This window comes from Haloferax sp. AB510 (genome assembly GCF_024136985.1).
GTDB lineage: Archaea > Halobacteriota > Halobacteria > Halobacteriales > Haloferacaceae > Haloferax.
This window is the reverse complement of record NZ_JAMYJY010000022.1, coordinates 1-22,462: the sequence shown is the minus strand read 5'-3', so window position 1 is coordinate 22,462 and position 22,462 is coordinate 1. Positions and strand designations below refer to the sequence as shown.

Sequence of the window (22,462 nt, the reverse complement as noted above, 5' to 3'; positions counted from 1 at the left end):
GCTTAGGCCTCCGTACGAAGTCCCTTGGCGAACTGCTCGGCGAACGCGACGTACAGGATGAGCGTCGGAACCGCGGCGAGGAACGCCGCAGACATCCTGATGCCAAAGTCGATGCCGGAGGTCGACGCCCCGATTGCGGGAAGCACCAGCGTGACCGGTGCCGCGGGCGCGTCGGACCCGGTGACGAGCGTGAACGCGAAGAGGAACTCGTTGTAAATCTGCGTGAACTGGTAGATGAACACGACGCCGAACATCGGCTTCGAGATGGGCAGGATGATGCGCCGGTAAATCTTCGTGATACTCGCGCCGTCGATTTTACCGGCCTCCACGAGCGAGTTCGGGAGGCTCTGGTAGTACGACCGGAACAGTATCGTACAGATGGGAATCCCGTAGGCGATGTGGGTGATGACAAGCGGCACGAGGTCGGCGTGGTACCCCTGGAAGAAGGGGATCGACGCCACCATCGGCTCTATCATCCGCGCGAGTGGGAAGATGTTGTTCCAGAAGCGCGCGAGCGGGACCAACACGGCCTGGTAGGGGACGAAGACGCCGACGACGAAGAGCATCAGCACGCCCATCTGGGCCCGCCAGTTGACCATCGTGAGGCCGTAGGCGGCCATGCTCCCGAACAGGACGCTGCCGATGGTCGCCGGAATCGACATGATGAGCGAGTTGAAGAACGACCCCGAGAGCTGTTCGAGGGCGAACTGGATGTTCCCGAGGGTGAAGCCCTCGCCGACCGGCGGCGCGAAGGGGAGCGAGCGGGCAACCGACTCGTTCGTCTTGATGGCGGTCATGATTCCCGTCTCTAACGGGACGAGGAAGAAGCCGAGGAAGAACACGACGAGCGCGTACTGGGCGACGCGCCGGAGGTTCACGTCCTCGACGAGCGATGCGACGTCGAAGCTGCCTGTAGGTGACGACTGTGACATGGTCAGAGACTCCCCTGTTTGTACTGGTAGTAGAGGTACGGTCCGATGACGCCGAGCGCCATGACGAGGAGCATGGTCGCGATGGCGGCCGAGTAGGCCCACTCACCGAACTTGAACGCGCGGCGCACCATGAGCGTCGCCAGGATGTCCGTCCCGTTCGGCGGGCGGTAGCGGCCGACGAGCGCGTACAGGAAGGTGAAGGCCTTCAGCGCGAACACCATCAGCACGACGGCCGCGCTGACGGACGCCTCCTTCAGTTGCGGGACGATGATGCGGAGGTAGGTCCGAGTGATGCTCGCGCCGTCGACGCGGGCGGCCTCGAACTGGTCGTCGGGAATCGACTGGAGCCCCGCGAGGTAGACGACCATCGTGTACCCACTGAACTGCCAGATGAGGGCGAATATCACCGCACCGAGCGCGATTGATGGATTCCCCAGCCAGTCCACCGGATTGAACCCGAGTGTCGTCACAACGAGGTTGAGGATGCCGCTTTCGACGTTGAACATCCAGAGCCACAGTTGTGCGGTGACGACGAACGACAGGCTCATCGGGAGGAGATACACTGTCTGGAACTTCTCGGAAAAGCGGATGCCGTGGTCCAACAGGATTGCGAGGAACAGACCGAGCACCAGACAGATTGTGGTAAAGCCTACGAGGAGGACCAAGTTGTTCTGCGCGGCGGCGATGAACGCGTCGCTCGACAGCGCCTGGGCGTACATCTCCAGGTCGAGAACGGAGTAATCTGGGGTTCCGAGGCCCTCGTAATCCGTAAACGAGATGGCGAAGTTGTAGCCGATGCCACCGTAGACGGCGATGCTCATGAGGACGAACGGGATTCCCCAGTACGGCGCGGAGCGAACGAAGTCGCTGTTGAGGAAATACTGGAGCTTCGACTCCCACCCGACCGCCTCGTCGGGCGTGTCAGAGACGTGCTCCGTGTTATCGTGTGTGGCCATGAATATACCTATATTTTATTTGTGAGTGATAAAGGTGTAGTTTCGGCCGAAGGCTTACTCCGAGACCGCTTCGATAAGCGCGTCGGCGGTGGCTTCGACCTTGAACGGCCCCATGAAGTTGTCGCCGAAGGCGGTCTTACACGCGCCCATCGTCTTGGGCGTGACGGCGAGTCCGTGGGCGATGGTCGGCGGGTATGCCTCCGAATCGGTGAGGTCCTCGTAGGTCATCGCGAGGAAGTCGGTCAGTTCGCTCGGGTCGATGTCGGTGCGGAGCGGAACCGACCCCTTGGGGTTGTTGAAGGCGATTTGGGCCTTCTTCGTCCCGACGAACTTCTGCCACGCGATGGTCTCCTCGCGGCTCGGGTTGTTGCTCGGCGCGACGATGGAGTCCACGTGGTAGAAGTAGATACCTTCCGTGCCCGGGAACGGTATCCAGTCCCACTGCTCTTTGTAGTTGAAGCTGTCGTCGGCGCGGAACATACCGTACACCCAGTTCCCCTGGTGGATGGTAGCTGCTTTCCCCGAGATGACCTTCTGGCCCGCCGTCGTGAAGCTGATGGACGAGGCGTCAGCGGTGATGTAGTTCTCGTTGATCGTCTTCAGCGCCTCGAGCGCCTCGACGACGGCCGCCCTGTCGGGGTTGCCCTCGATGAAGTTCATGTACGCGTCGACGCCGCTTTGGCTCGTCAGAATCTGCGCCCAGAGCTGGAGGTTCGTCCACGGCGCGACCATCGCCTGCGCCATCGGCGTCACGTCCGTGTTCTGGTCGATGGTTTCGAGCGCGTCGAGCGCGTCGTCGACGCTGTCGAGGCTCGACGCGTCGATGCCGGCCTCCTCGAAGACGGCGGTGTTGTAAAACAGGTTGTTCATCCGGTGGGACCCGAGCGGGACCGCCGGCATCTTGTCGTTGAACTTACACAGTTCGACCGCGCGGGCCTGCATGGTGTCTTTGAACCCTTCGGCGTCCCACACGTCGGCTTCGAGGTCCATCAGCGCGCCCGAGTACCGTTCGAGGTTCTTCCCCGGCCAGTTGGCGAACGAACTCATCGGGTTGTTGTTCGCGAGCCGTCGGAGAATCGTCGCGTTGAGGTTCACGTTCGCGCTCGCCCCGACCGCCTGGAAGTTCGTATCCATCTCGGGGTGCTCCTCCTCGAAGGCCTCGATGAGCGCGGTGACCGCCGCCTCGCCGTCGCCGCCGGCCCAGCCGTGAAGGACTTCGAGCTGCGAGTCCCACGTGCTGCCTGAACTGTCCCCACCGGTCTCGGTGTCGCCGCCGGAACCGCCGGAGTCGCTCCCGCCCTCGGTGGTCTCGGTGTCGGAGCCGCCACCCCCGGTACATCCAGCGAGGCCGGCAGCGGCACCCACGGACAGGGCCTTCAGGTACTTTCGACGGTTCACACTTTCATCGCTACAGCCATGCTCAGCCATGTTGTATCCATGTTATCTTCCCTCATATATAGGTTGTGGATGACTGATGATGATATAAAAACGGAAGGGTTGAATCAATGCGTTTCAAAAATATTTCATAGTGTATGTTCTGAAAAATAATTCCAAACCGCGTTCGACGACCGAACCAACCGGCAAGCGGGGAGGGACGTCGTCAGCCGCGGCGTACCTCGCGACGGGTTGATTTCCCGCTCACGTCACGCCTCGGTCGCCGCTCACTCCACGACAGTCGCCGAGTTGTCTCGCGGGCGGTAGCCGATGGCGCGCATCGTCTCCGTGAGCGAGAGATACCGGTCGTCGTTCGCGGAGACGAGGTTGACCGCGAGCGGCGAGTCGGGAAGCGGAGCCTCGACGGCCCGACGCATCCCCTGTGCGCAGTCGTCGGGACTAAGCCACATCGCACGGACGTAGCGCGCGACCGCTTCTTCCTCGTCCATCTTCTCGCGGACCTCTTCGGCCGTCAGGAGCCACCCGATGCGGAGGTTGAGTACTTCCAGTCCGTGTCGGTCCGCGTAGTAGTTGCCCAGCGCCTCGCCGAACACCTTGCTCACGCCGTAGTACGAGTCGGGGCGCGGCGGGTCCGATACGCTGATCGCCTCGGCGTCGGCGGCCAGCGTCTCCGGACGGGCCGGGTCGGCAATGTTGTACATCTGGTGGACGTGGTTCGTGCTGGCGAAGACGAGTCGGTCGACGTCGGCCGCCAGCGCCGCCTCGTAGACGTTGTACGTGCCGCCGATGTTGACCTCGTAGACGCTGTCCCACGCCGCGTCGGGGTTCGGGTTGGCCGCGAGGTGAACGACGATATCGTGGCCCTCGAACGCCTCCGTCAGCGCGTCTTCGTCGCGAACGTCGAGGATGACGCTGTCGAGCCCCTCGCGTTCTCGGTGTGTGATGGGCGTCACGTCGTGGTCCGATTCCAGCGTCTCGACTGTGACTCTCCCGACGTTGCCAGCCGCTCCAGTGACCGCAATACGTGCCATACCATGACAATCGACGGAAGTCTATTAAACGTGTTCCAAGCGTCCGTCGCCGGATTGCCACGGGGAAAACACGTATGGGACAGGGTCACAATCACGGCGTATGGTCGACCGACCAACCGCTTTGGAAAACCCGCTCGACGGGCGGACGGCGCTCGTCACGGGAGCGAGTTCGGGAATCGGCGCGGCGACGGCGCGCGTGCTCGCCGAGGACGGCGCGGACGTGTGTCTCGCCGCCCGCAGAGTCGAGCGACTGGAATCGCTCGCGGACGAAATTCGCGCGGCGACGGACGCCGCCGTGAGCGTCGTGCCGACGGACGTGACCGACCCCGACGCGGTCCGGGCGCTCGTCGACGCGACGGTCGAGCGGTTCGGCTCGCTCGACATCGTCGTCTGCAACGCCGGCCTCGGCGTCGACAAACCGGTCGCGGAGCTCACCGACGAGGAGTACCGACTGATGACCGGCGTCAACGTCGACGGGATGTTCTACACGGCCAGAGAGGCGATTCCGCACCTCGTGGAGTCGGAGGGCAATATCGTCTTCCTCGGGAGCATGTCCGGGAACCACCCGCGACCCCACAACCCGGTGTACGCCGCGACGAAGTGGTGGGTCCGCGGGTTCGCATCGAGCCTGCAGGGGTCCATCGGCGAGGAGAACGTCGGCGTGACCTGCGTCAACCCGACCGAGGTGCGAACCGAGTTCGGCTCCGAGAGCGGCGAGACGCTCGAAGAGTCGTTCGAGGAGGGGTCGGTGACGGAGGCGATAGAGGTCGCCGACGCCATCGCCTACGCGGTCCGCCAGCGGTCGCCGAACACGGTGCTCTCGCTCGACCTCTACCGGCGGGACAAGCTCTCGCACTTCTGAAGGCGGCGACAGGAGCGGCGGCGACCCCCGAAAACGGGGAAGCGTATTTTGCGGTCGGTTGCGAACGAACGGCCATGACTGTCACGCGAGTGGTCGACACGTCGTGCCGACTCGGCGAGGGGCCGGTCTGGCACCCCGACGAAAAGCGGCTGTACTGGGTAGACATCGAAAGCGGGCGGCTCCACCGCTACGACCCCGAGACGGGAGCGCACGACTGTCCCATCGAAACGTCGGTTCTCGCCGGCGTGACGATTCAGCGCGACGGGTCGCTGTTGGCGTTCATGGACCGCGGCCGCGTCGGGCGCGTCGTCGACGGCGAACTCACGGGAGTGACCGAAATCGTCGAATCGCCGACCCGGTTCAACGACGTTATCGCCGACCCCGCCGGACGGGTGTTCTGCGGGACGATGCCAGCGGAATCCGGGGACGGGCGGCTGTTCCGTCTCGACACCGACGGGACGGTGACGACGGTCGAGACCGGCGTCGGCATCCCGAACGGGATGGGTTTCACCCGCGACCGCGAACGATTCTACTTCACGGAAACGGAGGCACACACCATCTATCGGTACGCCTACGACGAAGAGACGGGAGCCGTCTCGGACCGCGAGCGGTTCGTCGAATCGCCGGCGACGCCCGGATTACCGGACGGCATGACGGTGGATTCGGCGGGCGACATCTGGTCCGCCCGCTGGGAGGGGGGCTGTGTGGTCAAGTACGACGCCGACGGGACCGAACTCGAACGATTCGACGTGCCGACGGAGAAAGTGACGAGCGTCGCGTTCGGCGGACCCGACCTCGATTCGCTCTACGTGACGACCGCCGGCGGCGACCCGGACGGCGGAGCAGACGAGGACGAGGACGCGGGTGCGCTGTTCCGCCTCGACGTGGCGGCGTCCGGTCGCCCCGAGTTTCGCTCTGACGTTCGGCTGGACTGAGCCGGAGCGGACAGCGGCCGCGGACGGTCAGTCCAGGTCGACCGCGCGCCCGGTGTCGGCGCTCTCGTAAACCGCGTCGATGGTCCGCATGAGGTCGACGGACTCCTCGCGGTCGATTCGCGGCGTCTCGCCGGTCTCGACGGCGCGGGCGAACGCCTCGACCTCGCTGCGGTAGTTGTCTATCGGGTCGAACGTCTCCGTGACGACCCGGCCGTCGGTGGCATAGGTGAGTTCGGCGGACGCCGTCGGCTCGATGTTGAACGCGGTCTTCGCCTCCAGCCAGCCGTCGGTGGTCTGGACGCGGTAGTACTGCGTCTCGGGCGTGTCGAACGACGATTCGACGCTGGCGCTCGCGCCGGAGTCGTACTCCAAGACGCCCGACATCCGCGTGTCGACGCCGCAGTCGCGCGTGTCGGTCGTGGTCGCGTACACCCGGTCGGGCGTCCCGAGGAAGAGCCGCGCCGCGCTGATGGCGTAACAGCCGACGTCCATGACGCTCCCGCCCGCGAGTTCGGGTTCGATGCGGATGTTCTCCGCCCCGTCGGGCAGACGGAACGAGAAGTTCGAGGTGACCGAGACGACTTCGCCGAGTTCCGACGCGACGAGTTCGGCGGCCCGCTCGGTCCGCGGGTGGAAGCGATACATGAACCCCTCCATCAGCGTGACGCCCGCGTCATCGCAGTAGTCGAAGACGGCGGCCGTCTCGTCGGCGCTGGCGGTCAGCGGCTTCTCGCAGAGCACGTGCAGACCGTGGTCGGCGGCCGCCCGGACCCAGTCGGCGTGGAGGCTATTGGGAAGCGGGATGTAGACCGCGTCGAGGGAGTCGTCAGCCAACAGCGCCTCGTAACTACCGTACGCGGTGGGAATGCCGACCTCGTCGGCGACTGCGCTCGCCCGTGCCTCGTCGCGGGACGCGATGGCCGCCGCCGTGTGGTCGCTCGCCTGAATGGCCGGAATCACCGATTCGATGCCGATACCTGCGGTGCCGAGGATACCAAACTGCATGCGGGGAGGTGCGGCGACCCCGATAATAAAACTCCGGGCGAAAACGCGTCGAATCGGGGCTTACGCCTCGTCGGAGGCGGAGGCGACGTCAGCGTCGACGGCGACATCGGTGCCGCGCTCCGCCGCGGCGTAAATCGCGTCCATCGCACGCATATCCACGAGTGCGTGGTCGCCGTCGGGCGCGGGCTCGGTCTCCGTCAGAAGGCGGGACGCGAAGTAGTCGAACTCCTCGGTCATCTGGTTCACCTGCTCGAAGTCGTACTCGACGGATTGAGTGCCCCACGACAGCCGGAAGCCGCGTTGCTGGCGGTTGTAGAACGCGGGCTCGATTTCGAGTTCCCCCTCGGTTCCGGTCACTCGGAGGTGGCTCGACTGGTAGGCCGACTGGCTGGCGGTGCAGACCGCGAGCGTGCCGTCGTCGAAGTCGACGCCGAAGCTGACGTGTTCGTCGCCGACGGCCTCGAACGCCTCGTCGTCGACGCGGGCGCGCGCTCTGACGCGGACGGGGTCGGCGTCGAGGACGAACCGGGCGGTGTTCAGCGGGTAGAGCCCGATGTCCATGACGGTCGCGCCGCCGGAGAGTTCGGGGTCGAGCCGCCATTGGTCTGGGTCGGGGACGACCTCGTCGAGCAGGCGCTGGGACATGTGGCCGTGGACGAACACCGGGTCGCCGATGACGCCGGCCTCGACGAGTTCGCGGGCGCGCCGGACGGCCGGCTCGGTCTGCATCCGATAGGCGACCATCAGGGGCACGTCAGCTCGGTCGCAGGCGGCGACGAGCTTCTCGGCCCGCTCAACCGACGCTTCGAGCGGTTTCTCGCAGAGGACCGCCTTCCCCAACTCGGCGGCGGTCTCGACGTACGGGAGATGTAACCCGTTCGGCGTGACGACGTACACCGCGTCGTAGGCGTCGGCGGCGACGCCCTCGTGGAACTCGTCGTAGGTGAGCCCGTGGGTTATCGACTCGGCCAACTCCCTCGCGCCCTCGGCTTTCTCCTTCGAGCTACTGACGACGACCGTCGTCTCGCAGAACTCGGACTCCTCGACCGCGGGAATCGCCTCGTCGCGGGTCCACCAGCCGAGGCCGATCATGGCGAGCCTGACGGTGCCCGTCACGTCGTCGCCCTGCCAGTCGCGGCGCGTGAACTCGTCTGTGATGTCGGTGGGTGTGGAGGTCATACGGTGGTGACGCCGTTCGAGAGAGTGCCGATGCCCTCGACGGTGATGTCGACGCGGTCGCCTTCTTGGAGGTCGAACGGCTGTTCGGGGACGAGCGAGGTGCCCGTGAGGATGACCGCAAGTTCGGGCACCGTGTTGTGGCGTGTGAAGTACGAGACGAGTTCCTCACAGCTACGGACCATCTCGCTGGTGTTGGTGGCGTCGTCGTAGACGACCTCGCCGTCGCGTTCGATGGTCATGCTCATCTCCAACTCGTGGGGGTCGCCGATGTCCTCCGGCGTGACCACGCACGGGCCGAGCGAACAACAGCGGTCGTAAACCTTCGCCTGCGGCAGGTACAGCGGGTTTTCGCCCTCTATCGACCGACTACTCACGTCGTTGCCGACCGTGTAGCCGACGATTTCGCCGCGCCGCAGGACGATACCGAGTTCCGGTTCGGGGACGTCCCACTCGGAATCGTCTCTGACGCCGATGGCATCGCCCGGTTCGACGGTCCGAGAGGGCGTGGCTTTGAAGAATATTTCCGGCCGGTCGGCGTCGTAGACGTCGTAGTACATGTCCGGCATGGAACTCTCTTCCTCGCGCGCCTGCTCGCTGATCTGGTAGGTGACGCCGGCGGCCCAGACTTCCTCGGCGTCGACCGGGACGGTCGCGTGCTGGTCGACGAACGCCTCGTCGATCACGTCGGCGGCTTCTGTGAGTTCGGCGGCGAGTCGGTCGATTGGAATGCGGGCAATACTCGCAACGCGAGCCAAGTCGCCGAACGTCCGAAGGTCGGCGTCAGCGGTCGTGAGGTCGTAGGTCGTGGAGTCGCGACTCACCGTGAGACGGCGCTCTCCCGACACCTCTAACTGGTGGTACTGCATTCAGTATCCCAATTACCATCGATTGTTATAAAAGTACGTCCCGACGTGGACGCCAACTGGCGGGAACGGCGCGGAATCGCGGGACGTGAGCGAGTTCGAGAGGAGATAGTATCCGAGCGATAGGGAGCCACCTGCCGACCGGCGGCCGCGACGTGACCACCGAGGGCTCGGAACCGTCGTGCTGGCATCCGACAGAGGCGTTCTCATTTTCAGAACGCGAGCGCAGAGAGACGGAACGTTCGACGTTCACGATTTCAGCCGTTTCGGACGTGTCTCCACCGGGTCTGTTGGCCTCCCCGAAGAGACACGTCTGCCAGAGACAGGAGAGATAATTCCTCTTTGCGTGCGTATCGTGGACATTCGACTTATCGTCGGCCTGGGCTCGACCGAATCCAAAAGTTCTCTATTACAGAACAGTGGGGAATCGATATCGAACGGGAACGTGCACAACTCAAGCGCTTGACTCTGGGCGGTCGCGGTCGAGATTACACAGGTACGCTTGTAATCTAGAAAGGCGGACGCCGGCGAAAGCGACCGGACTAGAGAGCGTCGAGGGGAGTCGTGACGCGAGACCGAGTGTGATTCCGCGACTCAGCCTCTGTTCTCCATTACAGAACAACTATCGGGTCACCCTTCGGAGCCGGCGGTGACCGCGCGTCGAAGACAGCACGGGTGTTCCAGAGAACCCTCTCGGCCGGCGATGGGATGACGACGCGCGAGGAAGATACGGAGGGGGCCGTCAGAAGGCGCTGTCCGCGAACCCGCCGTCGACGGTGATGACTTCACCGGTCACGAACGAAGACGCGTCGCTCGCGAGGAAGACCGCCGCGCCGACGATCTCCTCTCGCTCCGCGACCCGACCGAGCGGCGTTCGTTCGTCGATTCGCTCGCGCTTTTCGGTCCCCTCGGCGTAGGTGTCGGCGTTCTGCGGGGTGATGACGAAGCCCGGCGCGATGGCGTTGACGCGTATCTCGGGCGCGAGTTCCTTCGCGGACGCGCGGGTGAACGCCTCGACGCCGCCCTTCGCCGCCGAGTAGGCGGGGAGGTTCGCCATCGAGAGCCGCGCGGCCAACGAGGAGATGTTGATAATCGACCCGCCGTCGGCGACGGCCGGGGCAAGTTCCTGCGTCACCCGGCGGACGCCCCCGAGCGCGATGTCGGTGACGTGGTCCCACGCGTCGTCGTCGATATCACGGACCGTCTTGCGGGAAATCGCACCCTGCGAGGCGACGACCACGTCGATGCCGCCGAACTCCTCGACTGCGCGCTCGCGGACGCGTTCGAGCGAGGCCGGGTCGGTCACGTCGCACGTCTCCCGAACCGCGTTCGCCCCGAGTTCCTCGATTGCGTCGGCCGTCTCGTCGACTGCCGACTGGCGTCGGCTGGTTGCGAGTACGTCCGCGCCCTCGCTCGCGAATCCGAGAGCGATTGCCTGTCCGATGCCGCTTGTCCCGCCGACGACGACTACGCGCTTGTCGCTGACGGAGACTGGCGTGTGCTCATATGCGACCATGGTTCCAGTCCGCACGGTGCCGACATGATAGTTGCGGAACGAGCGATGGGAGTGCCGCATGCAATACGTTTTTACCGGCCCGTGCCACATGTGCTCTCATGCGAGGACTTGCCAAAGTGGAGCGTAGCTCCGGCGCTATGGAGTTCGTCGAGCGACAGAAACCGGAGCCGGGCACGGGAGAAGTGCTCGTAGAGGTCGACTACGCCGGCCTCTGCGGGAGTGACGCGGGTATCTACGAGTTCGAATCCGCCTTCGAGCGGATGGAGCTCCCGACCGTCATCGGCCACGAGTACGCCGGGCGCGTGGTCGAAGTCGGCGACGGCGTGACTGAGTTCGGCGTCGGCGACCGCGTGGTCGAACGCCCGATTCGGGGCTGCGGCGAGTGTTATCAGTGTCGCATCGGCGAGGAGAACGTCTGCCAGGACGCGGTCATCACCGGCGTCGACCACGACGGCGCTTACGAGCGGTTCATCGCCGTCCCGGAGCGTGCCCTGCACCCGATTCCGGACGACGTGGAACAGCGACACGCCGCGGTCGCGGAACCGACGAGCATCGCCGCACGCGCCGTCATCGAGAACTCTCGCGTCGGCGCGGGCGACCGCGTGCTGGTCGAGGGGCCCGGTCCAATCGGTCTGCTCACGGCCCAGGTCGCGGCCGCACAGGGCGGCACCGTCGTCGTCTCCGGCGTGGGACAGGACGCCGACTATCGGCTCCCGCTCGCGGAGGAACTCGGCTTCGAGACCGTCAACGTCGCCGACGACGACACCGAGGCGCGCCGCGAGCGACACACCGACGGCGTCGGCTACGACGTGGTGTTCGACACGACCGGCCACCCCTCGGGGCTCACGACGGCTGTCGACGAGGTCCGCAAGGGCGGCCAAATCGTCCTCGTCGGGCAGACCGGTGAGACCTCGATGCCCTACTCCCCGCTCGTCCGGGCCGAAATCGACCTGCAGTGTTCGTACGCCTCGATGTACGAGGACTTCGAGCGCTCCTTCCGCCTGATTCGCGACGGCGACGTGGACTGCGAGACGTTCGTCGACACCCGGTTCTCACTGCTCGAAGCCGACGAGGCTTTCGAGACGTTCATCGAAGGAGGGACGTGCAAGCCGGTGTTCGATATCTCGGAGTTGGCGTAAGGGAAGTTTCGGTCGATAGCAGTTCAAACCAGAGATAGAAATCCAAATATACAACAATATTATCTTCGGTCGAAGACGGCTATTTAACCACTAAAGTACGCATATAGTACATAGTTCGGGCTTTCAACCGTTCTGAATGGAAAAGAAACACATATTTTCTAATGTTTGTGGTCAAATATCCCCTATTTGGAGTTTATGATTCCATTACAGACCATTTTTCGGGAGTACACACCCAATGATTTGAAAACTGTTTGGATATTTCCTTCGGCAGAATTTTTTATTTTATACAATTTTGATGCACCGGGGCGAACCTCGGACCTGAATCGGGACGCGGCGCTACCGGGAGGTCGTCAAAGAGACGAAGCGAGGAGAGTCGAAGGGCGGCGTCAGTCGCTCGCCGAATCACCACTAGCCGGCGACGAGAACTCAGGGTCCCCGTATGTGCCGGAGCGGTCGTCGGCGAGGTCGTCTGCGGCGGGGGTCTCCCCGTCCGGGAAGTAGCACGCGGCGCGGTGCTCGCCGCTTCGGACGGTATCGAGTCCGGGTTCGCTCTCCCGGCACTCGTCTTCGGCCTTCGGGCACCGCGGGGCGAAGACGCACCCCGACGGGAGGTCGACCGGGTCCGGTGGCTCGCCGTCGAGCAGAACGCGGTCGCGGTCGACCGTCGGGTCCTTCTCGGGGGCGGCCGCGAGGAGCGAGGTGGTGTACGGGTGTTTCGGCTCGGCCGCGATGGACTCGACGTCGCCCTCCTCGATGACCCGCCCGAGATACATAATCGCGAGTCGGTCCGACACCTGCACCAGACTGGCGAGGTCGTGAGAGATGTAGACGATGCCGATGTCCTCTGTGTCGGCGAGTTCCCGAAGGAGATTCAGCAGGTTCACCTTCAGCGACACGTCGAGCATCGACGCCGGCTCGTCGCAGATGAGGAAGTCGGGGTCGAGAACGAGCGCCTTGGCCACCGCGACGCGCTGGCGTTGGCCCCCCGATAGCTGGTGTGGGTACTGGTCAAGGAACTTCCGCGCTGGCGTGAGCCCGACTTTCTCCAGCGTCTCGATGATTGCCCGTTCGCGCTCCTCGGTCCGGTAGTCGTGGATAGTGAGCGGTTCGCCGACCAACTGCCGAACCGTCTGTCTCGGATTGAGCGAGTCGAAGGGGTCCTGGAAGATTATCTGGACCTTCCGGCGGAACTCGCGCATGTTCCCGTCCGCGTAGTGCTCGTAGGGCTCGCCGTCGAAGACGAACTCGCCGCCGGTCGGCTGTTTCAGGAGCGCGATGGTCTCGCCGAGCGTCGACTTCCCACAGCCGGACTCGCCGGCGATGCCGAGGATTTCGGACCGCCGGACGCGCAGGGAAACGCCGTCGACGGCCCGAACATAGTTCGGGTCGTTCCCCCTGAGTTGCTCCAAGAGCGGCTGGCTCTGCTCGTAGTACTTTTCGAGGCCGTCGGTTTCGAGAAGCACCTCGCCGCGGTCCGATTCGTCGTGACTATCGGGGATGCCCCACGTCTCCGGGTCAGTGGCGTCACGCCGCATCTGGGCGGCTTTGGTGACGTGGTGGCACGCCGAGCGGTGGTTGCGGTTCGGCAGGTCGACGAGGTCCGGATGAGACGCCTCGCACTCTTCGGTGGCGAACGGACACCGGTCCTTGAAGACACAGGCACTGGGTGACTCGCTCAGGTTCGGCGGCGACCCCGGAATCGAGACGGGGTCCTGGTCGCCCTCCTCAATCTCCGGGAAGGAGTTCTTCAGCCCCATCGTGTACGGATTCGTGGGGTTCACGAGGACGTTGTCGACGCTCCCCTGCTCCATGGCTTTCCCGCCGTAGAGAATCGAAAGCTCGTCGCACGTCTCGGCGATGACGCCGATTTCGTGGGTGATGAGCAGCAACGAGCTGTCCATCCGGTCCTGTATCTCCAGAATCTTGTCGATAATCTTGTCCTGGACGATGACGTCGAGACCCGTGGTCGGCTCGTCGGCGATGATGAGGTCCGGTTCGAGCGCGAGCGCCATCGCGATGGTCACGCGCTGGCGCATCCCCCCGGAGAACTCGTGGGGGTAGTCGTCGATGCGGTCGGGGTCGAGCCCGACGATTTCGAACAGTTCTCGGACTCGCGCGCGAGCCTTGTCGTCGGTGACGTTCCGATGGGTCTGAATCGCCTGCCGAATCTGCGCGCCGGTGGACATCACCGGGTCGAGCGAGTCCATCGCGCTCTGGGGGATATAGGCGATATCCTCCCAGAGCACGTCGCGACGCTCGCGTTCGCTGAGATCGGTCAGGTCGCGGCCCTGGAATTCGATACTGCCGGATTCGACGGAGCCGTTGCTCGGGAGGAGACCGAGAACCGCCTCGGCGAGCGTCGATTTCCCCGAGCCGGATTCGCCGGCGAGGCCGTAGTTGACGCCCTCGTCGATGCTGAACGACACGTCGTTGACGGCGTGGACGGTTCCGCTGTCGGTCGAGTACGTGACCGTGAGGTCTGTGATGTCGAGGAGGCTCATTGTTCGGTCTGGATCTCCGGGTTGATGACTTCTTCGTAGGCGCGGCCGATGAGGAACACCGAGGTGGTGATGGCCGCGATGCCGAGTGCGGGTGGGAGCACCCACCACCAAGCGACACGCATGTTGCCCGATTCGAACACCTGTCGGAGCATCCGGCCCCAACTCGTGACGGTCGGGTCGCCGAACCCGAGGAACGCCAGGCTGGCCTGCGCGGCGATGGCCCACGCGATGCCGTAGGCCGTGTAGAGAAAGCCGATGGGGAGCACGTTCGGCGCGACGTGGTAGAGCATCGTCCGCAGGTCGCTCGCGCCGCTGGCGCGCGCCGACTTCACGAAGGTGCGCTCTCTGACGGAGAGGACCTCGGAGCGGACGACGCGCGCGGGCATCTTCCAGAGGAACGCGACGATGATGCCCGTCATGAGCCAGACGCTCGGCGTCACGAACGTCAGGAGCAACAGCGCCATCGGCGTGAACGGCAGGGAGAACGTAAGGTCCGTGAGACGCATGAGGACCTCGTCGACCCAGCCGCCGTAGTACCCGCTGACGAGCCCCACGAGAAAGCCGAGCGCGCCGGTCCCGATGCCGCCGAACAGTCCGACGATGAACGTCGGTTGCGCACCGGCGAGGAACTGGCTCAGGACGTCCTTGCCGTAGGCGGTCGTCCCGAACGGGGCCGCACCGGTTGGTTCGGACAGCCGCAGCATCGAACCCGTGTCGTCGCGGACGGTGTGCTCGATGGGGTCGTGCGGGGCGAGCGCGGGCCCGAGGAGACCGAGGAAGACGAACGCGGCGACGATGACGACGCCGGCGAACGCGAGACGGTCGCGCCGCAGGAACGTGAACTGGTTGCGGAGCGTCTCCGTGACACCCTCGACGCGCTTTTTGAGTTCGGCTTCGGGCTTCGTCTCGGTGCTCACGCGGCACCACCTCCGCTGGTCGAGACGGTCGGGTCGAAGTAGGCGTACAGCACGTCGGCGACGAGGTTCGCCACGATGACCGCGAGCGCCATGATGAACACGGCCGCCTGCACCAGCGGGTAGTCCTGCTGTTGGATGGCGAGCACGAGTTCGCGGCCGATGCCGGGCCAGCCGAAGACGACTTCGAGCAGGATGAGCCCCTGGAAGATCATCCCGAGACGCAGCGCGAAGTAGGTCAAAATCGGCAGCATGGAGTTCCGACCCGCCCGCGCGAGCTGCTGCATCTCCGAGAGCCCCTTTGCGCGGTGAAGCTTGAGGAACTCAGAGCCCCGCTTTTCGACGACGCCGTTGCGCGCCAACAGAAGGAAATCGCCGCTGTAGTACAGCACCGACACCGTAAACGGAAGGATGTAGTGGTGCAGGAAGTCGAGCGAGGCGAACGTCTCGACGTAGCCCTCCGGCGAGGCGCTGATAGAGCGCATCCCGAAGGCGGGCACCAGTTCGAGGTTGTACGCGAAGATGATGACGAACAGGATGCCCGTGATGAACACCGGCGTCGACCGGAGGAACGTCGTGGCGATGATGCTGAGCTTCTCCAGTTTACTCCCCCGGTTCCAGCCGACGTACATCCCGAGGAGGGAACTCAGGACCGCCGTCGTCACTAACGCGGGGACGAGCAGGATGAGCGTGTTGACGAGCCGCGGGGCCAACACTCCCCAGACGGGCTGACTCCGCAGGATGGAGTAGCCGAACTGGAACAGCAGGATGCTCTGGAGGTAGCTGAGGTACTGCCGCCACATCGGCTGGTCGAGGCCGTACATCGCCCGAATCTCGGTGATTTGCTGCTGGCTCAGATTGCCCGCGGTGACGAGCGACTCGAACGGGCTTCCCGGAAGCAGCCGCAGGACGACGAAGATGACCGAGACGGCCACGAGGGTGAGCAGGATGGAGATGGCGAGTCGCTTCGCGAGGAAGCGCTGGAACTCACTCATGGTCGGACCCCCCGACGGCGCGAATGGGTAGTGTTCGACATGCTCGTTACCTCACGAGAAGTCCGCCTGTCCGAGTTCGTCGCGGCGTTGGTGCATGTTTCCGGGCTGGATGCGCTCGACGAAGGCGGCCCACGCGTCCCCGTTGGGGAACCGGAGGTTTCCGTCGTCGTCCCACGTGTAGCCGGCCTGTTCGAGGTTCGATTTCGCTCCGTCGATATCGAACTCGTAGTGGGTGGTATCCGACGTGTGCCACGGCGTGAGGTCCGAAATCGGGTTCTCCCCGCTCGGGACGGTCGCGCGGTCCTGTAACACGTCGGTGGCGAAGCCCTCGGTGTCGACCGACTTGGCGAGAGCGACGCGGAACTCCTTGTCGCGAACGAGCGGACAGGAGAACATCAGCTTCGTGTCGAGCGGCGCGAAGTTGCCCGAGGTCATCTTCTCGACGCCGGCGGTGCTCGCGGCGCGGTCGGCCTGCGAGTTCGAGAGCGTCGTGCCGATGGCGTCGATTTCGCCGCCCTGCAGCGAGCCGATCATGGAGTCGATGTTGCCGACGTTTATCCAGATGACGCGGTCGACGCCCTCGCCGGTCGTGGCCTGGTCGCCGAGCACGTCGGCCCGCCAGTCGTCGTCGAACATCCAGTGGCCCTCGTTTTTCGACACCTCGAAGCGAGTGCCCTGCTCCCAGTTCTCGTACGTGAACGGCCCCGTGCCGACGGGCGACTCGGGGTTGTGTTGGGACGGGTTCTCCACGTCCTCCCACTTGTGCTTGGGAATGATGACGCTGCGAACGACGCGCTGGGTCATGAACGCCGCGTCGGGGCCCTTCAGATTGAACCGAACCTCGTGGTCGCCGAGCACCTCGACTGACTCGACCGGCTCGTAGAACGGCGTCTGACTGGTCGAGGAGTGTTCCTTGTACAGTTCGACGGTGAACTTCACGTCCTCCGCGGTGAACGGCTCGCCGTCGTGCCACTCGACGCCCTCGCGGAGGGTGAGTTCGACAGTGGTGTCGTCGACGAACCCGCCGCCGGTCGCCAGCGCGGGAACGACTTCGAGGTCCGGCGTGGCGTCGAAGAGGCCGTCGTAGATGAACGTCAGTCGCTTCGCCTCCGCGCCGCCGGCGGCCCACGGGAGGTTCAGCGAGTTCATCGAGGTGGTCACGCCCTTGATGTAGGTCCGGTCGTCGGTCTGGGGTTGGAGGTTCACCTCCGACCAGACGAACGAGTCCTTCGTCGGGCCGTTGCCCGGCGTCTGGACGTAGCCGCTCCAGCGCTCCGTGTTGACCGCGGTGATGATATCGGGGAACAGCGTGATGAGCGCGCCCACGTCCTCGCTGAAGATGCGCTGGGCCTCGGCGACGAGCTCCTCGCGCTCGGCGCGGTCGGTCGCCCGACTCTGTTCCGTCAGCACCTCCTGCAGGTCAGGGTGGTAGTAGTTGTCGTAGTTCGAGAGACTCGTCTCGGTCCGCCGCATCAAAAGCGGGTTCGGGTCTAGCCCGCGTTGCGGGTCCGGACCGTGGGTACTCATCGAGATGATCGCTTCGAGTCCCTTCGTGTCCCAGCTCTGGGCGTACAGTTGGTTCAGCGGTCGGTCGTTGAGTTGCGTCCCGACGCCGAGGGCGTCAAGCCCGCGCTGGACCATGAGCGCGTGTTCCCGCATCCACGGGTCGTCCTCGCTCGAGAATTCGAGCGGGACGGGGTCCAACACCGCGCCGGCGGTCGCGCTGTAGTCGAGCGGCGGTTCGTCGGCGTCGATGGTCTCCCACTCGCGCCAGTACTTCGTCTCGACCGTCTCCGGGGTCCCGGACGGAACGTCGGGGGTGAGACTCGACCCGCCGTCGCTCCCGCCGCTCCCGTTGCCGCCGCCACCGGTACACCCCGCGAGTCCGGTCACGCCGAGGGCGGTCGCAGTCGCCGCCACGTAGTCGCGTCGCGTAAGGCCAGTTCCACGTTCGACACCTGAACTATCACGATTTTTCTCCGACATTGCGACCGCTTGTTATGGAGTATCTTCCATGGTGCTGTTCCCGATACGCCCCGATATCTATCGCTCTTTATATACTGGTCCGGTGAAAATCGGCAACATTCTCCAGCAAGGTGTGAGCTACTCCTGTCGCGGGCCGTAGATGAGTTCGAGCAGATTTCGCTCCGCGGTCCGGAGTCGTTCGCTCAGCGTGGACTGAGCGATACCCAGTTCCTCCGCGAGTTCGGTCTCAGAGGTCTCCCGCGGAATGTGGAAGTAGCCGTGGTTGAACGCCGTCTCGAGAACCGCGAGTTGGTCGTCGGTCAGCTTGGAGATTAACACCTCCTTTAATCGGCCGCTGTCAAGCGGTTCACCGGGGGCCTCGTCCTGCGTCACGGAGCGGAGTTCGAACTCCCCGAGCGTCTCCTGAATCTCGTCGGCGAGTTCCCTGAAGTGGTCCCAATCCTGTGCGGTGGCGACGACCTCGAAGACGCCGTCTTGGAGGACGATGCGGTTCGGAATCGTCTCCTGTCTGAGCACCAGTCCGAGGATGAACGGGTACGACTCGTTGGCGAGAATCGTCACTCGGCGTATCTGCACGTCGGTCGAGGCGGTCGGGATCTCCTCGTCGTAGAAGACGGTCACACCCGAGATATCGGCGAGGAGGGACTCCACGTCGAAGGGGCCGTTCGAGGCGATGGTGAGCGACTCGATCCACGTCCCGTCCTCGACGTAAAACGCGTTGTCCAACTCGATGCTCCGGGCGTCTCGCAGGCGGCGATCTATCTTCGACATGACGCCGGTCGGAGCCGTCGTAAACTCAACACGTAAGATACGAACTCACCCGTACCGGCCAGATACCGTTCACCTATAAATAGCCAGGTGGTTGCCGCAACGGGCGGCGATACCGGGCCGAGTTCACGCGGACGGGGCACTGGGCCGGCCGCCGAGTCAGGCGACGAGCGGCCAGTAGAAGAGCCACGAGAGAGTCACGACGGCGAGCGACAGGCCCATCGTCACGAACCCGAACAGCGTCACGTCCCGATTCGTCAGCGGTCCGCGGTCGAGCGAGACGAGCACGGCGGTCGTGTTGAACGGGAGAATCGTGGTCGACCCCACCACCAGGAGGACGGCGAGTCCGAGATAGAGCCGCGTCACGCCGAACGTCTCCGCGAACCGCAGCACGATGGGGAGAATCACCACGATGGCGGCCGACCCGGTCGAAAAGAGCACGCGAACGGCGACCGCGAACCCGAGGAGCAATCCGACGAGTTGCCAGTGACTGAACGCCCCGAACGGGACGAACTGCGCGAGGAGGTCGACGACGAGCGCGATGGTTTGGGTCGCTTCCAAGGCGTCCAGAATCGATAGCGTCGCGCCGATGAGAAAGAGGACGCCCCAGCTGAGTCCCTTGACGTCGTCGGTGTCGATAACGTCGACTCCCGGGAGCGCGAGGACGGTGACCGCGACGACTGCCGGGAAAATCTCGGGAAGACCGACGAACGAGCCGACGACCCACGCGAGGACGGTCCCGGCCATCACCACCGCGACGAATCCCTGCTCGCGAGTCAACTCGCCGTCGGAGGGCGCGTCCGCAATCCCCGGCTTCCCGGGGTCAACAGTCGAGTCGGCATCGACGGCGTTGAAGAGACCAGCGGCCGCGGCGGCGAGCGCGTAGAGAACCACTGTCGGCGGAATCATCAAGACAGCCCACTCGACCCACGAGAGCGGTCGGACGCTCGTCGAGAGGATGCCCGACGTGACGAGCGCCATCCCGCCGCCGGTCATGAGCGCCATCGACGCGATGGGGTTGATGTGACCCAAGAGGAGGAACGACGCGCGCTCGAACCCGCTTCCCGACGGGAGGTCGAACTCCTCGGTCACCTCCTCGACGATGGGGATGAACGCGACCGCACGGGCCATTGCGGACGGCATGAACAGCGCCAGTACGAGCACGTTCCGGGCGATGGATCGAAACGCCCCACGAGGGGTGCTGTCCGGGGACAGCAGTCGGTTCGCTAACCGGGTATCCAACCCCACCGACCGGACCGCGTTGCCGAGGAGTAACAACACGAGGAGGAAGTAGACGAGCGAGGAGGTGAAGCCGCTGACCGCGGCCTCGAAGGAGTCCACGACGCCGAGAGCGTACAACAAGGAGACACAGGCCAGACTCGAAATCGCGTACGGGACCGGTTTGGTCAACCAAAGTAGGAGCGCGACGACGAAAACCGAAAGCGCGTACTGCGACCGGACCGGAAGGACGGAGACGGGGTGGAGCCCGACGACTGCGAGGAGCAGGGCGGCGGCGGCGACGAGCGTCACCGTCTGCGAGGAGAGCTCCGGGGCGCGCAGCCCTCGGTCGGGCAACCAATCTATCACGAACGTACCTGCACACAACGGGTCCAAATAGCTACTGCCGGCGACAATTCGGGCCGCCAATCGAGGGAAGAGCGCGAATCGAGGAGAGACAACCCCAATTTGAATTATTTGAATTATTTGGATTGTTTGAGCAGTCCAAAGGGCCGGAGTAACCATAATTATTTCAACTGTGCCGAGAATCTCGCTATCACGGATATCCCCATCATGTCACGTGCAGTCAGCGTCTGTCTCCTCAAAGGCGGTATCGGCAAGTCGACGACCTCCATCAACCTCGCCCGCGAGCTCGCACACCGGGGAAGCGACGTACTGCTCGTGGACCTCGACCCGAACGGACACACCACGACGGGTCTCGGGTTCGGCGAGGAGTTCTACTCGGAAGCGCATCTCGGCGACGTGCTCCTCGACGACGCCGAGTTGGAGCCGCGGGAGCTCATCTTGGAGACCGAGTTCGAAATCGACCTCCTCCCGTCGAACGACCGCATCGAGCAGGTCGAGTCGGACCTCGGCGGCGTGATGATGGGGTCGGCGCGGCTCAAACAGCGCGTCATCGACCCGCTTCTCGGCGACGACTACGACTACGTCGTCGTGGACTGCCCCGCGGCGCGCGGGAAGCTCAACGACAACGCGCTGTACGCCACGCAGAACCTCGTCTTGCCGATGCGACCCGAGTCAGGGGCGCTCTCGGGACTCGAAAAGACCGTCAAGCGACTCATCACGCCCGCGCGCGAACACTTCGACCTCGAAATCCTCGCGGTCGTGCCGACCGACCTCCGGGACCGAATCGACCACGACCGTCCGACGAGACGGCTCGTGGAGGCGCTCGTCTCGAAGCCGAACATCGCGTCGAAGCTCCCGAACTTCGCGTACACCGACCCGGAAGTGTTCGAGGCCATCGACAACGGCGAGTGGGACGACGACCTGCCGAAGCCGGGAATTCGACACCGCTCGGCCATCGACGCGTCGATTCGCGAGCACATGCCGCTTCGGGACTACGACAGCACCTGCGACCAGTTGGCGTGCTACGATGAACTCGCGCAAATCGTCGAAGAGGGCGAGGTGGCCCGATGAGCGAAGACCCCTTCGGCGACCTCGACGCCGCGATGGGGAGTGGGGAGTCCGCGGCGGACCCCGAACCGGAACCCGAACCAGCGTCCGAAGACGCCGGCACCGACGACGCGGTCGAATCGGAAGGAGGGACAGAACCGGAGCCTGTCGAGGAGGTCGACCCCCGAGAGCGCCCCGCGTTCGAGTTCGATGAGACCGTCCACAAGGCGCTCTACGTGCTCGAAGCGGTCGCCGACGAGTTCGACGACATCATCACCTACGACGTGGAGCGGGACCTGACCCGCGACCACGGGCTCAAGGGCGTCACGAAGAGCGAACTCCACAACGCCGCGCTCGACGTGGCCACCGAACACCCCGAAGAAATCGTCGAACGCGTCCTCGAACAGCGCGGCGTCGACGAGGAACGCTCCGAATAATTCGAATAATCCGTCTCCGTCAAACCTCTTAGCACCGGACAGAACACGAGCGACACGACAGCGGGAGCGCACCGACCGAGACGGTCCGCTCCGCGTGGGTAGTGATCGAGATGTGGGGAAATTACTTCAGTATACCCACCGTAGTGAGCGTATGTCCGAAGCGACGCTGGACGGTCGCGGACGCCTCACGCTCCCCAAAGAGATCAGAGAGCGGTACGGCGAACACTACCACATCGTCCAACTGCACGACGGTATCAAGCTGATTCCAATCGAGGATGACCCGCTCGATGCGCTCCGCACCGAGTTCGCGGACGTCGAGAAGACGGCCGAAGAACTCCGCCACGGTGCGCGGAACGCGGCGATAGACGAGGCCGGCCGCTGAATGTACGCGGAGACGGATTTCCTGCTGGCACTCAT

20 protein-coding genes are annotated in these 22,462 nt (G+C 64.4%); 6 read left to right on the top strand and 14 right to left on the bottom strand.

Annotation, left to right across the window (positions count from 1 at the left end):
* Nucleotides 1-2 precede the first annotated feature (2 nt).
* The 4 genes from xacI to NKF06_RS06260 form a co-directional block, all read right to left on the bottom strand.
* Complete coding sequence (gene xacI, locus NKF06_RS06275; protein ID WP_253244854.1) at nt 3-932, bottom strand: xylose/arabinose ABC transporter permease XacI; 930 nt, start codon at nt 930-932, stop codon at nt 3-5.
* Between the two features lie 2 nt (nt 933-934).
* Nucleotides 935-1,888, bottom strand: coding sequence for a xylose/arabinose ABC transporter permease XacH (gene xacH / locus NKF06_RS06270; RefSeq protein ID WP_253244853.1), 954 nt, complete (start codon nt 1,886-1,888; stop codon nt 935-937).
* Between the two features lie 54 nt (nt 1,889-1,942).
* Nucleotides 1,943-3,253, bottom strand: a complete 1,311-nt coding sequence (locus tag NKF06_RS06265; RefSeq protein ID WP_309142114.1) for an ABC transporter substrate-binding protein — start codon at nt 3,251-3,253, stop codon at nt 1,943-1,945.
* Nucleotides 3,254-3,549: 296 nt separating this feature from the next.
* Entirely contained in the window at nt 3,550-4,314 is a 765-nt protein-coding gene (locus tag NKF06_RS06260) for an L-arabinose 1-dehydrogenase (protein WP_253244851.1), read from the bottom strand.
* Between the two features lie 100 nt (nt 4,315-4,414).
* Between NKF06_RS06260 and NKF06_RS06255 the strand changes: the two genes are divergently transcribed.
* Together NKF06_RS06255 and xacC are read left to right on the top strand one after the other, a co-directional pair.
* Nucleotides 4,415-5,176 (top strand): SDR family oxidoreductase, encoded by a 762-nt coding sequence (locus NKF06_RS06255; protein WP_253244850.1) that lies wholly within the window; start codon nt 4,415-4,417, stop codon nt 5,174-5,176.
* A gap of 74 nt (nt 5,177-5,250) precedes the next feature.
* Nucleotides 5,251-6,111, top strand: coding sequence for a pentonolactonase XacC (gene xacC / locus NKF06_RS06250; RefSeq protein ID WP_253244849.1), 861 nt, complete (start codon nt 5,251-5,253; stop codon nt 6,109-6,111).
* Nucleotides 6,112-6,138: 27 nt separating this feature from the next.
* Here the strand turns inward: xacC and NKF06_RS06245 are convergent, their stop codons facing one another.
* The 4 genes from NKF06_RS06245 to NKF06_RS06230 form a co-directional block, all read right to left on the bottom strand.
* Nucleotides 6,139-7,116, bottom strand: a complete 978-nt coding sequence (locus NKF06_RS06245; protein ID WP_253244848.1) for a D-xylose 1-dehydrogenase — start codon at nt 7,114-7,116, stop codon at nt 6,139-6,141.
* Between the two features lie 60 nt (nt 7,117-7,176).
* Complete coding sequence (gfo6, locus tag NKF06_RS06240; RefSeq protein ID WP_253244847.1) at nt 7,177-8,295, bottom strand: D-xylose 1-dehydrogenase Gfo6; 1,119 nt, start codon at nt 8,293-8,295, stop codon at nt 7,177-7,179.
* Nucleotides 8,292-9,161 (bottom strand): fumarylacetoacetate hydrolase family protein, encoded by an 870-nt coding sequence (locus tag NKF06_RS06235; protein WP_058828580.1) that lies wholly within the window; start codon nt 9,159-9,161, stop codon nt 8,292-8,294. Before NKF06_RS06235 ends, gfo6 begins: the two co-directional genes overlap by 4 nt.
* 739 nt (nt 9,162-9,900) lie before the next feature.
* Nucleotides 9,901-10,674: an SDR family NAD(P)-dependent oxidoreductase gene (locus NKF06_RS06230; RefSeq protein WP_115882873.1), complete on the bottom strand. Its 774-nt coding sequence runs from the start codon at nt 10,672-10,674 to the stop codon at nt 9,901-9,903.
* 98 nt (nt 10,675-10,772) lie between these two features.
* Here NKF06_RS06230 and NKF06_RS06225 point away from each other — a divergent pair, with 98 nt between their 5' ends.
* A complete protein-coding gene (locus NKF06_RS06225; RefSeq protein WP_253244846.1) occupies nt 10,773-11,813 on the top strand; it encodes an alcohol dehydrogenase catalytic domain-containing protein in 1,041 nt (346 codons plus the stop codon).
* 386 nt (nt 11,814-12,199) lie between these two features.
* Here the strand turns inward: NKF06_RS06225 and NKF06_RS06220 are convergent, their stop codons facing one another.
* The 6 genes from NKF06_RS06220 to NKF06_RS06195 all read right to left on the bottom strand — a co-directional run bounded on the left by NKF06_RS06220 (nt 12,200) and on the right by NKF06_RS06195 (nt 20,507).
* Nucleotides 12,200-14,314: an ABC transporter ATP-binding protein gene (locus NKF06_RS06220; protein ID WP_253244845.1), complete on the bottom strand. Its 2,115-nt coding sequence runs from the start codon at nt 14,312-14,314 to the stop codon at nt 12,200-12,202.
* Nucleotides 14,311-15,231 (bottom strand): ABC transporter permease, encoded by a 921-nt coding sequence (locus NKF06_RS06215; protein ID WP_253244844.1) that lies wholly within the window; start codon nt 15,229-15,231, stop codon nt 14,311-14,313. The genes NKF06_RS06220 and NKF06_RS06215 overlap by 4 nt, the downstream gene beginning before the upstream one ends.
* Complete coding sequence (locus tag NKF06_RS06210) at nt 15,228-16,223, bottom strand: ABC transporter permease (protein ID WP_058828585.1); 996 nt, start codon at nt 16,221-16,223, stop codon at nt 15,228-15,230. Before NKF06_RS06210 ends, NKF06_RS06215 begins: the two co-directional genes overlap by 4 nt.
* A 51-nt stretch (nt 16,224-16,274) precedes the next feature.
* Entirely contained in the window at nt 16,275-18,143 is a 1,869-nt protein-coding gene (locus NKF06_RS06205) for an ABC transporter substrate-binding protein (protein WP_253244843.1), read from the bottom strand.
* Nucleotides 18,144-18,326: 183 nt separating this feature from the next.
* On the bottom strand, nt 18,327-18,980 hold the full coding sequence (locus tag NKF06_RS06200; protein ID WP_004972231.1) for a helix-turn-helix domain-containing protein: 654 nt from the start codon (nt 18,978-18,980) through the stop codon (nt 18,327-18,329).
* A gap of 156 nt (nt 18,981-19,136) precedes the next feature.
* Nucleotides 19,137-20,507, bottom strand: coding sequence for an SLC13 family permease (locus NKF06_RS06195; protein ID WP_309142113.1), 1,371 nt, complete (start codon nt 20,505-20,507; stop codon nt 19,137-19,139).
* 261 nt (nt 20,508-20,768) lie between these two features.
* Between NKF06_RS06195 and NKF06_RS06190 the strand changes: the two genes are divergently transcribed.
* The 3 genes from NKF06_RS06190 (at nt 20,769) to NKF06_RS06180 (ending at nt 22,427) form a co-directional block, all read left to right on the top strand.
* Nucleotides 20,769-21,632 (top strand): ParA family protein, encoded by an 864-nt coding sequence (locus NKF06_RS06190; protein WP_058828587.1) that lies wholly within the window; start codon nt 20,769-20,771, stop codon nt 21,630-21,632.
* A complete protein-coding gene (locus tag NKF06_RS06185) occupies nt 21,629-22,045 on the top strand; it encodes a hypothetical protein (protein ID WP_042662221.1) in 417 nt (138 codons plus the stop codon). Before NKF06_RS06190 ends, NKF06_RS06185 begins: the two co-directional genes overlap by 4 nt.
* A gap of 151 nt (nt 22,046-22,196) precedes the next feature.
* Complete coding sequence (locus NKF06_RS06180; RefSeq protein ID WP_042662220.1) at nt 22,197-22,427, top strand: AbrB/MazE/SpoVT family DNA-binding domain-containing protein; 231 nt, start codon at nt 22,197-22,199, stop codon at nt 22,425-22,427.
* Nucleotides 22,428-22,462: the final 35 nt, after the last annotated feature.

Bases quoted from the DNA above. Each gene is read 5' to 3' on its own strand.
- xacI (WP_253244854.1), bottom strand. From the start codon at position 932: ATGTCACAGTCGTCACCTACAGGCAGCTTCGACGTCGCATCGCTCGTC.
- xacH (WP_253244853.1), bottom strand. From the start codon at position 1,888: ATGGCCACACACGATAACACGGAGCACGTCTCTGACACGCCCGACGAG.
- NKF06_RS06260 (WP_253244851.1), bottom strand. From the start codon at position 4,314: ATGGCACGTATTGCGGTCACTGGAGCGGCTGGCAACGTCGGGAGAGTC.
- NKF06_RS06255 (WP_253244850.1), top strand. From the start codon at position 4,415: ATGGTCGACCGACCAACCGCTTTGGAAAACCCGCTCGACGGGCGGACG.
- xacC (WP_253244849.1), top strand. From the start codon at position 5,251: ATGACTGTCACGCGAGTGGTCGACACGTCGTGCCGACTCGGCGAGGGG.
- NKF06_RS06245 (WP_253244848.1), bottom strand. From the start codon at position 7,116: ATGCAGTTTGGTATCCTCGGCACCGCAGGTATCGGCATCGAATCGGTG.
- gfo6 (WP_253244847.1), bottom strand. From the start codon at position 8,295: ATGACCTCCACACCCACCGACATCACAGACGAGTTCACGCGCCGCGAC.
- NKF06_RS06235 (WP_058828580.1), bottom strand. From the start codon at position 9,161: ATGCAGTACCACCAGTTAGAGGTGTCGGGAGAGCGCCGTCTCACGGTG.
- NKF06_RS06230 (WP_115882873.1), bottom strand. From the start codon at position 10,674: ATGGTCGCATATGAGCACACGCCAGTCTCCGTCAGCGACAAGCGCGTA.
- NKF06_RS06225 (WP_253244846.1), top strand. From the start codon at position 10,773: ATGCGAGGACTTGCCAAAGTGGAGCGTAGCTCCGGCGCTATGGAGTTC.
- NKF06_RS06220 (WP_253244845.1), bottom strand. From the start codon at position 14,314: ATGAGCCTCCTCGACATCACAGACCTCACGGTCACGTACTCGACCGAC.
- NKF06_RS06210 (WP_058828585.1), bottom strand. From the start codon at position 16,223: ATGAGTGAGTTCCAGCGCTTCCTCGCGAAGCGACTCGCCATCTCCATC.
- NKF06_RS06200 (WP_004972231.1), bottom strand. From the start codon at position 18,980: ATGTCGAAGATAGATCGCCGCCTGCGAGACGCCCGGAGCATCGAGTTG.
- NKF06_RS06190 (WP_058828587.1), top strand. From the start codon at position 20,769: ATGTCACGTGCAGTCAGCGTCTGTCTCCTCAAAGGCGGTATCGGCAAG.
- NKF06_RS06185 (WP_042662221.1), top strand. From the start codon at position 21,629: ATGAGCGAAGACCCCTTCGGCGACCTCGACGCCGCGATGGGGAGTGGG.
- NKF06_RS06180 (WP_042662220.1), top strand. From the start codon at position 22,197: ATGTCCGAAGCGACGCTGGACGGTCGCGGACGCCTCACGCTCCCCAAA.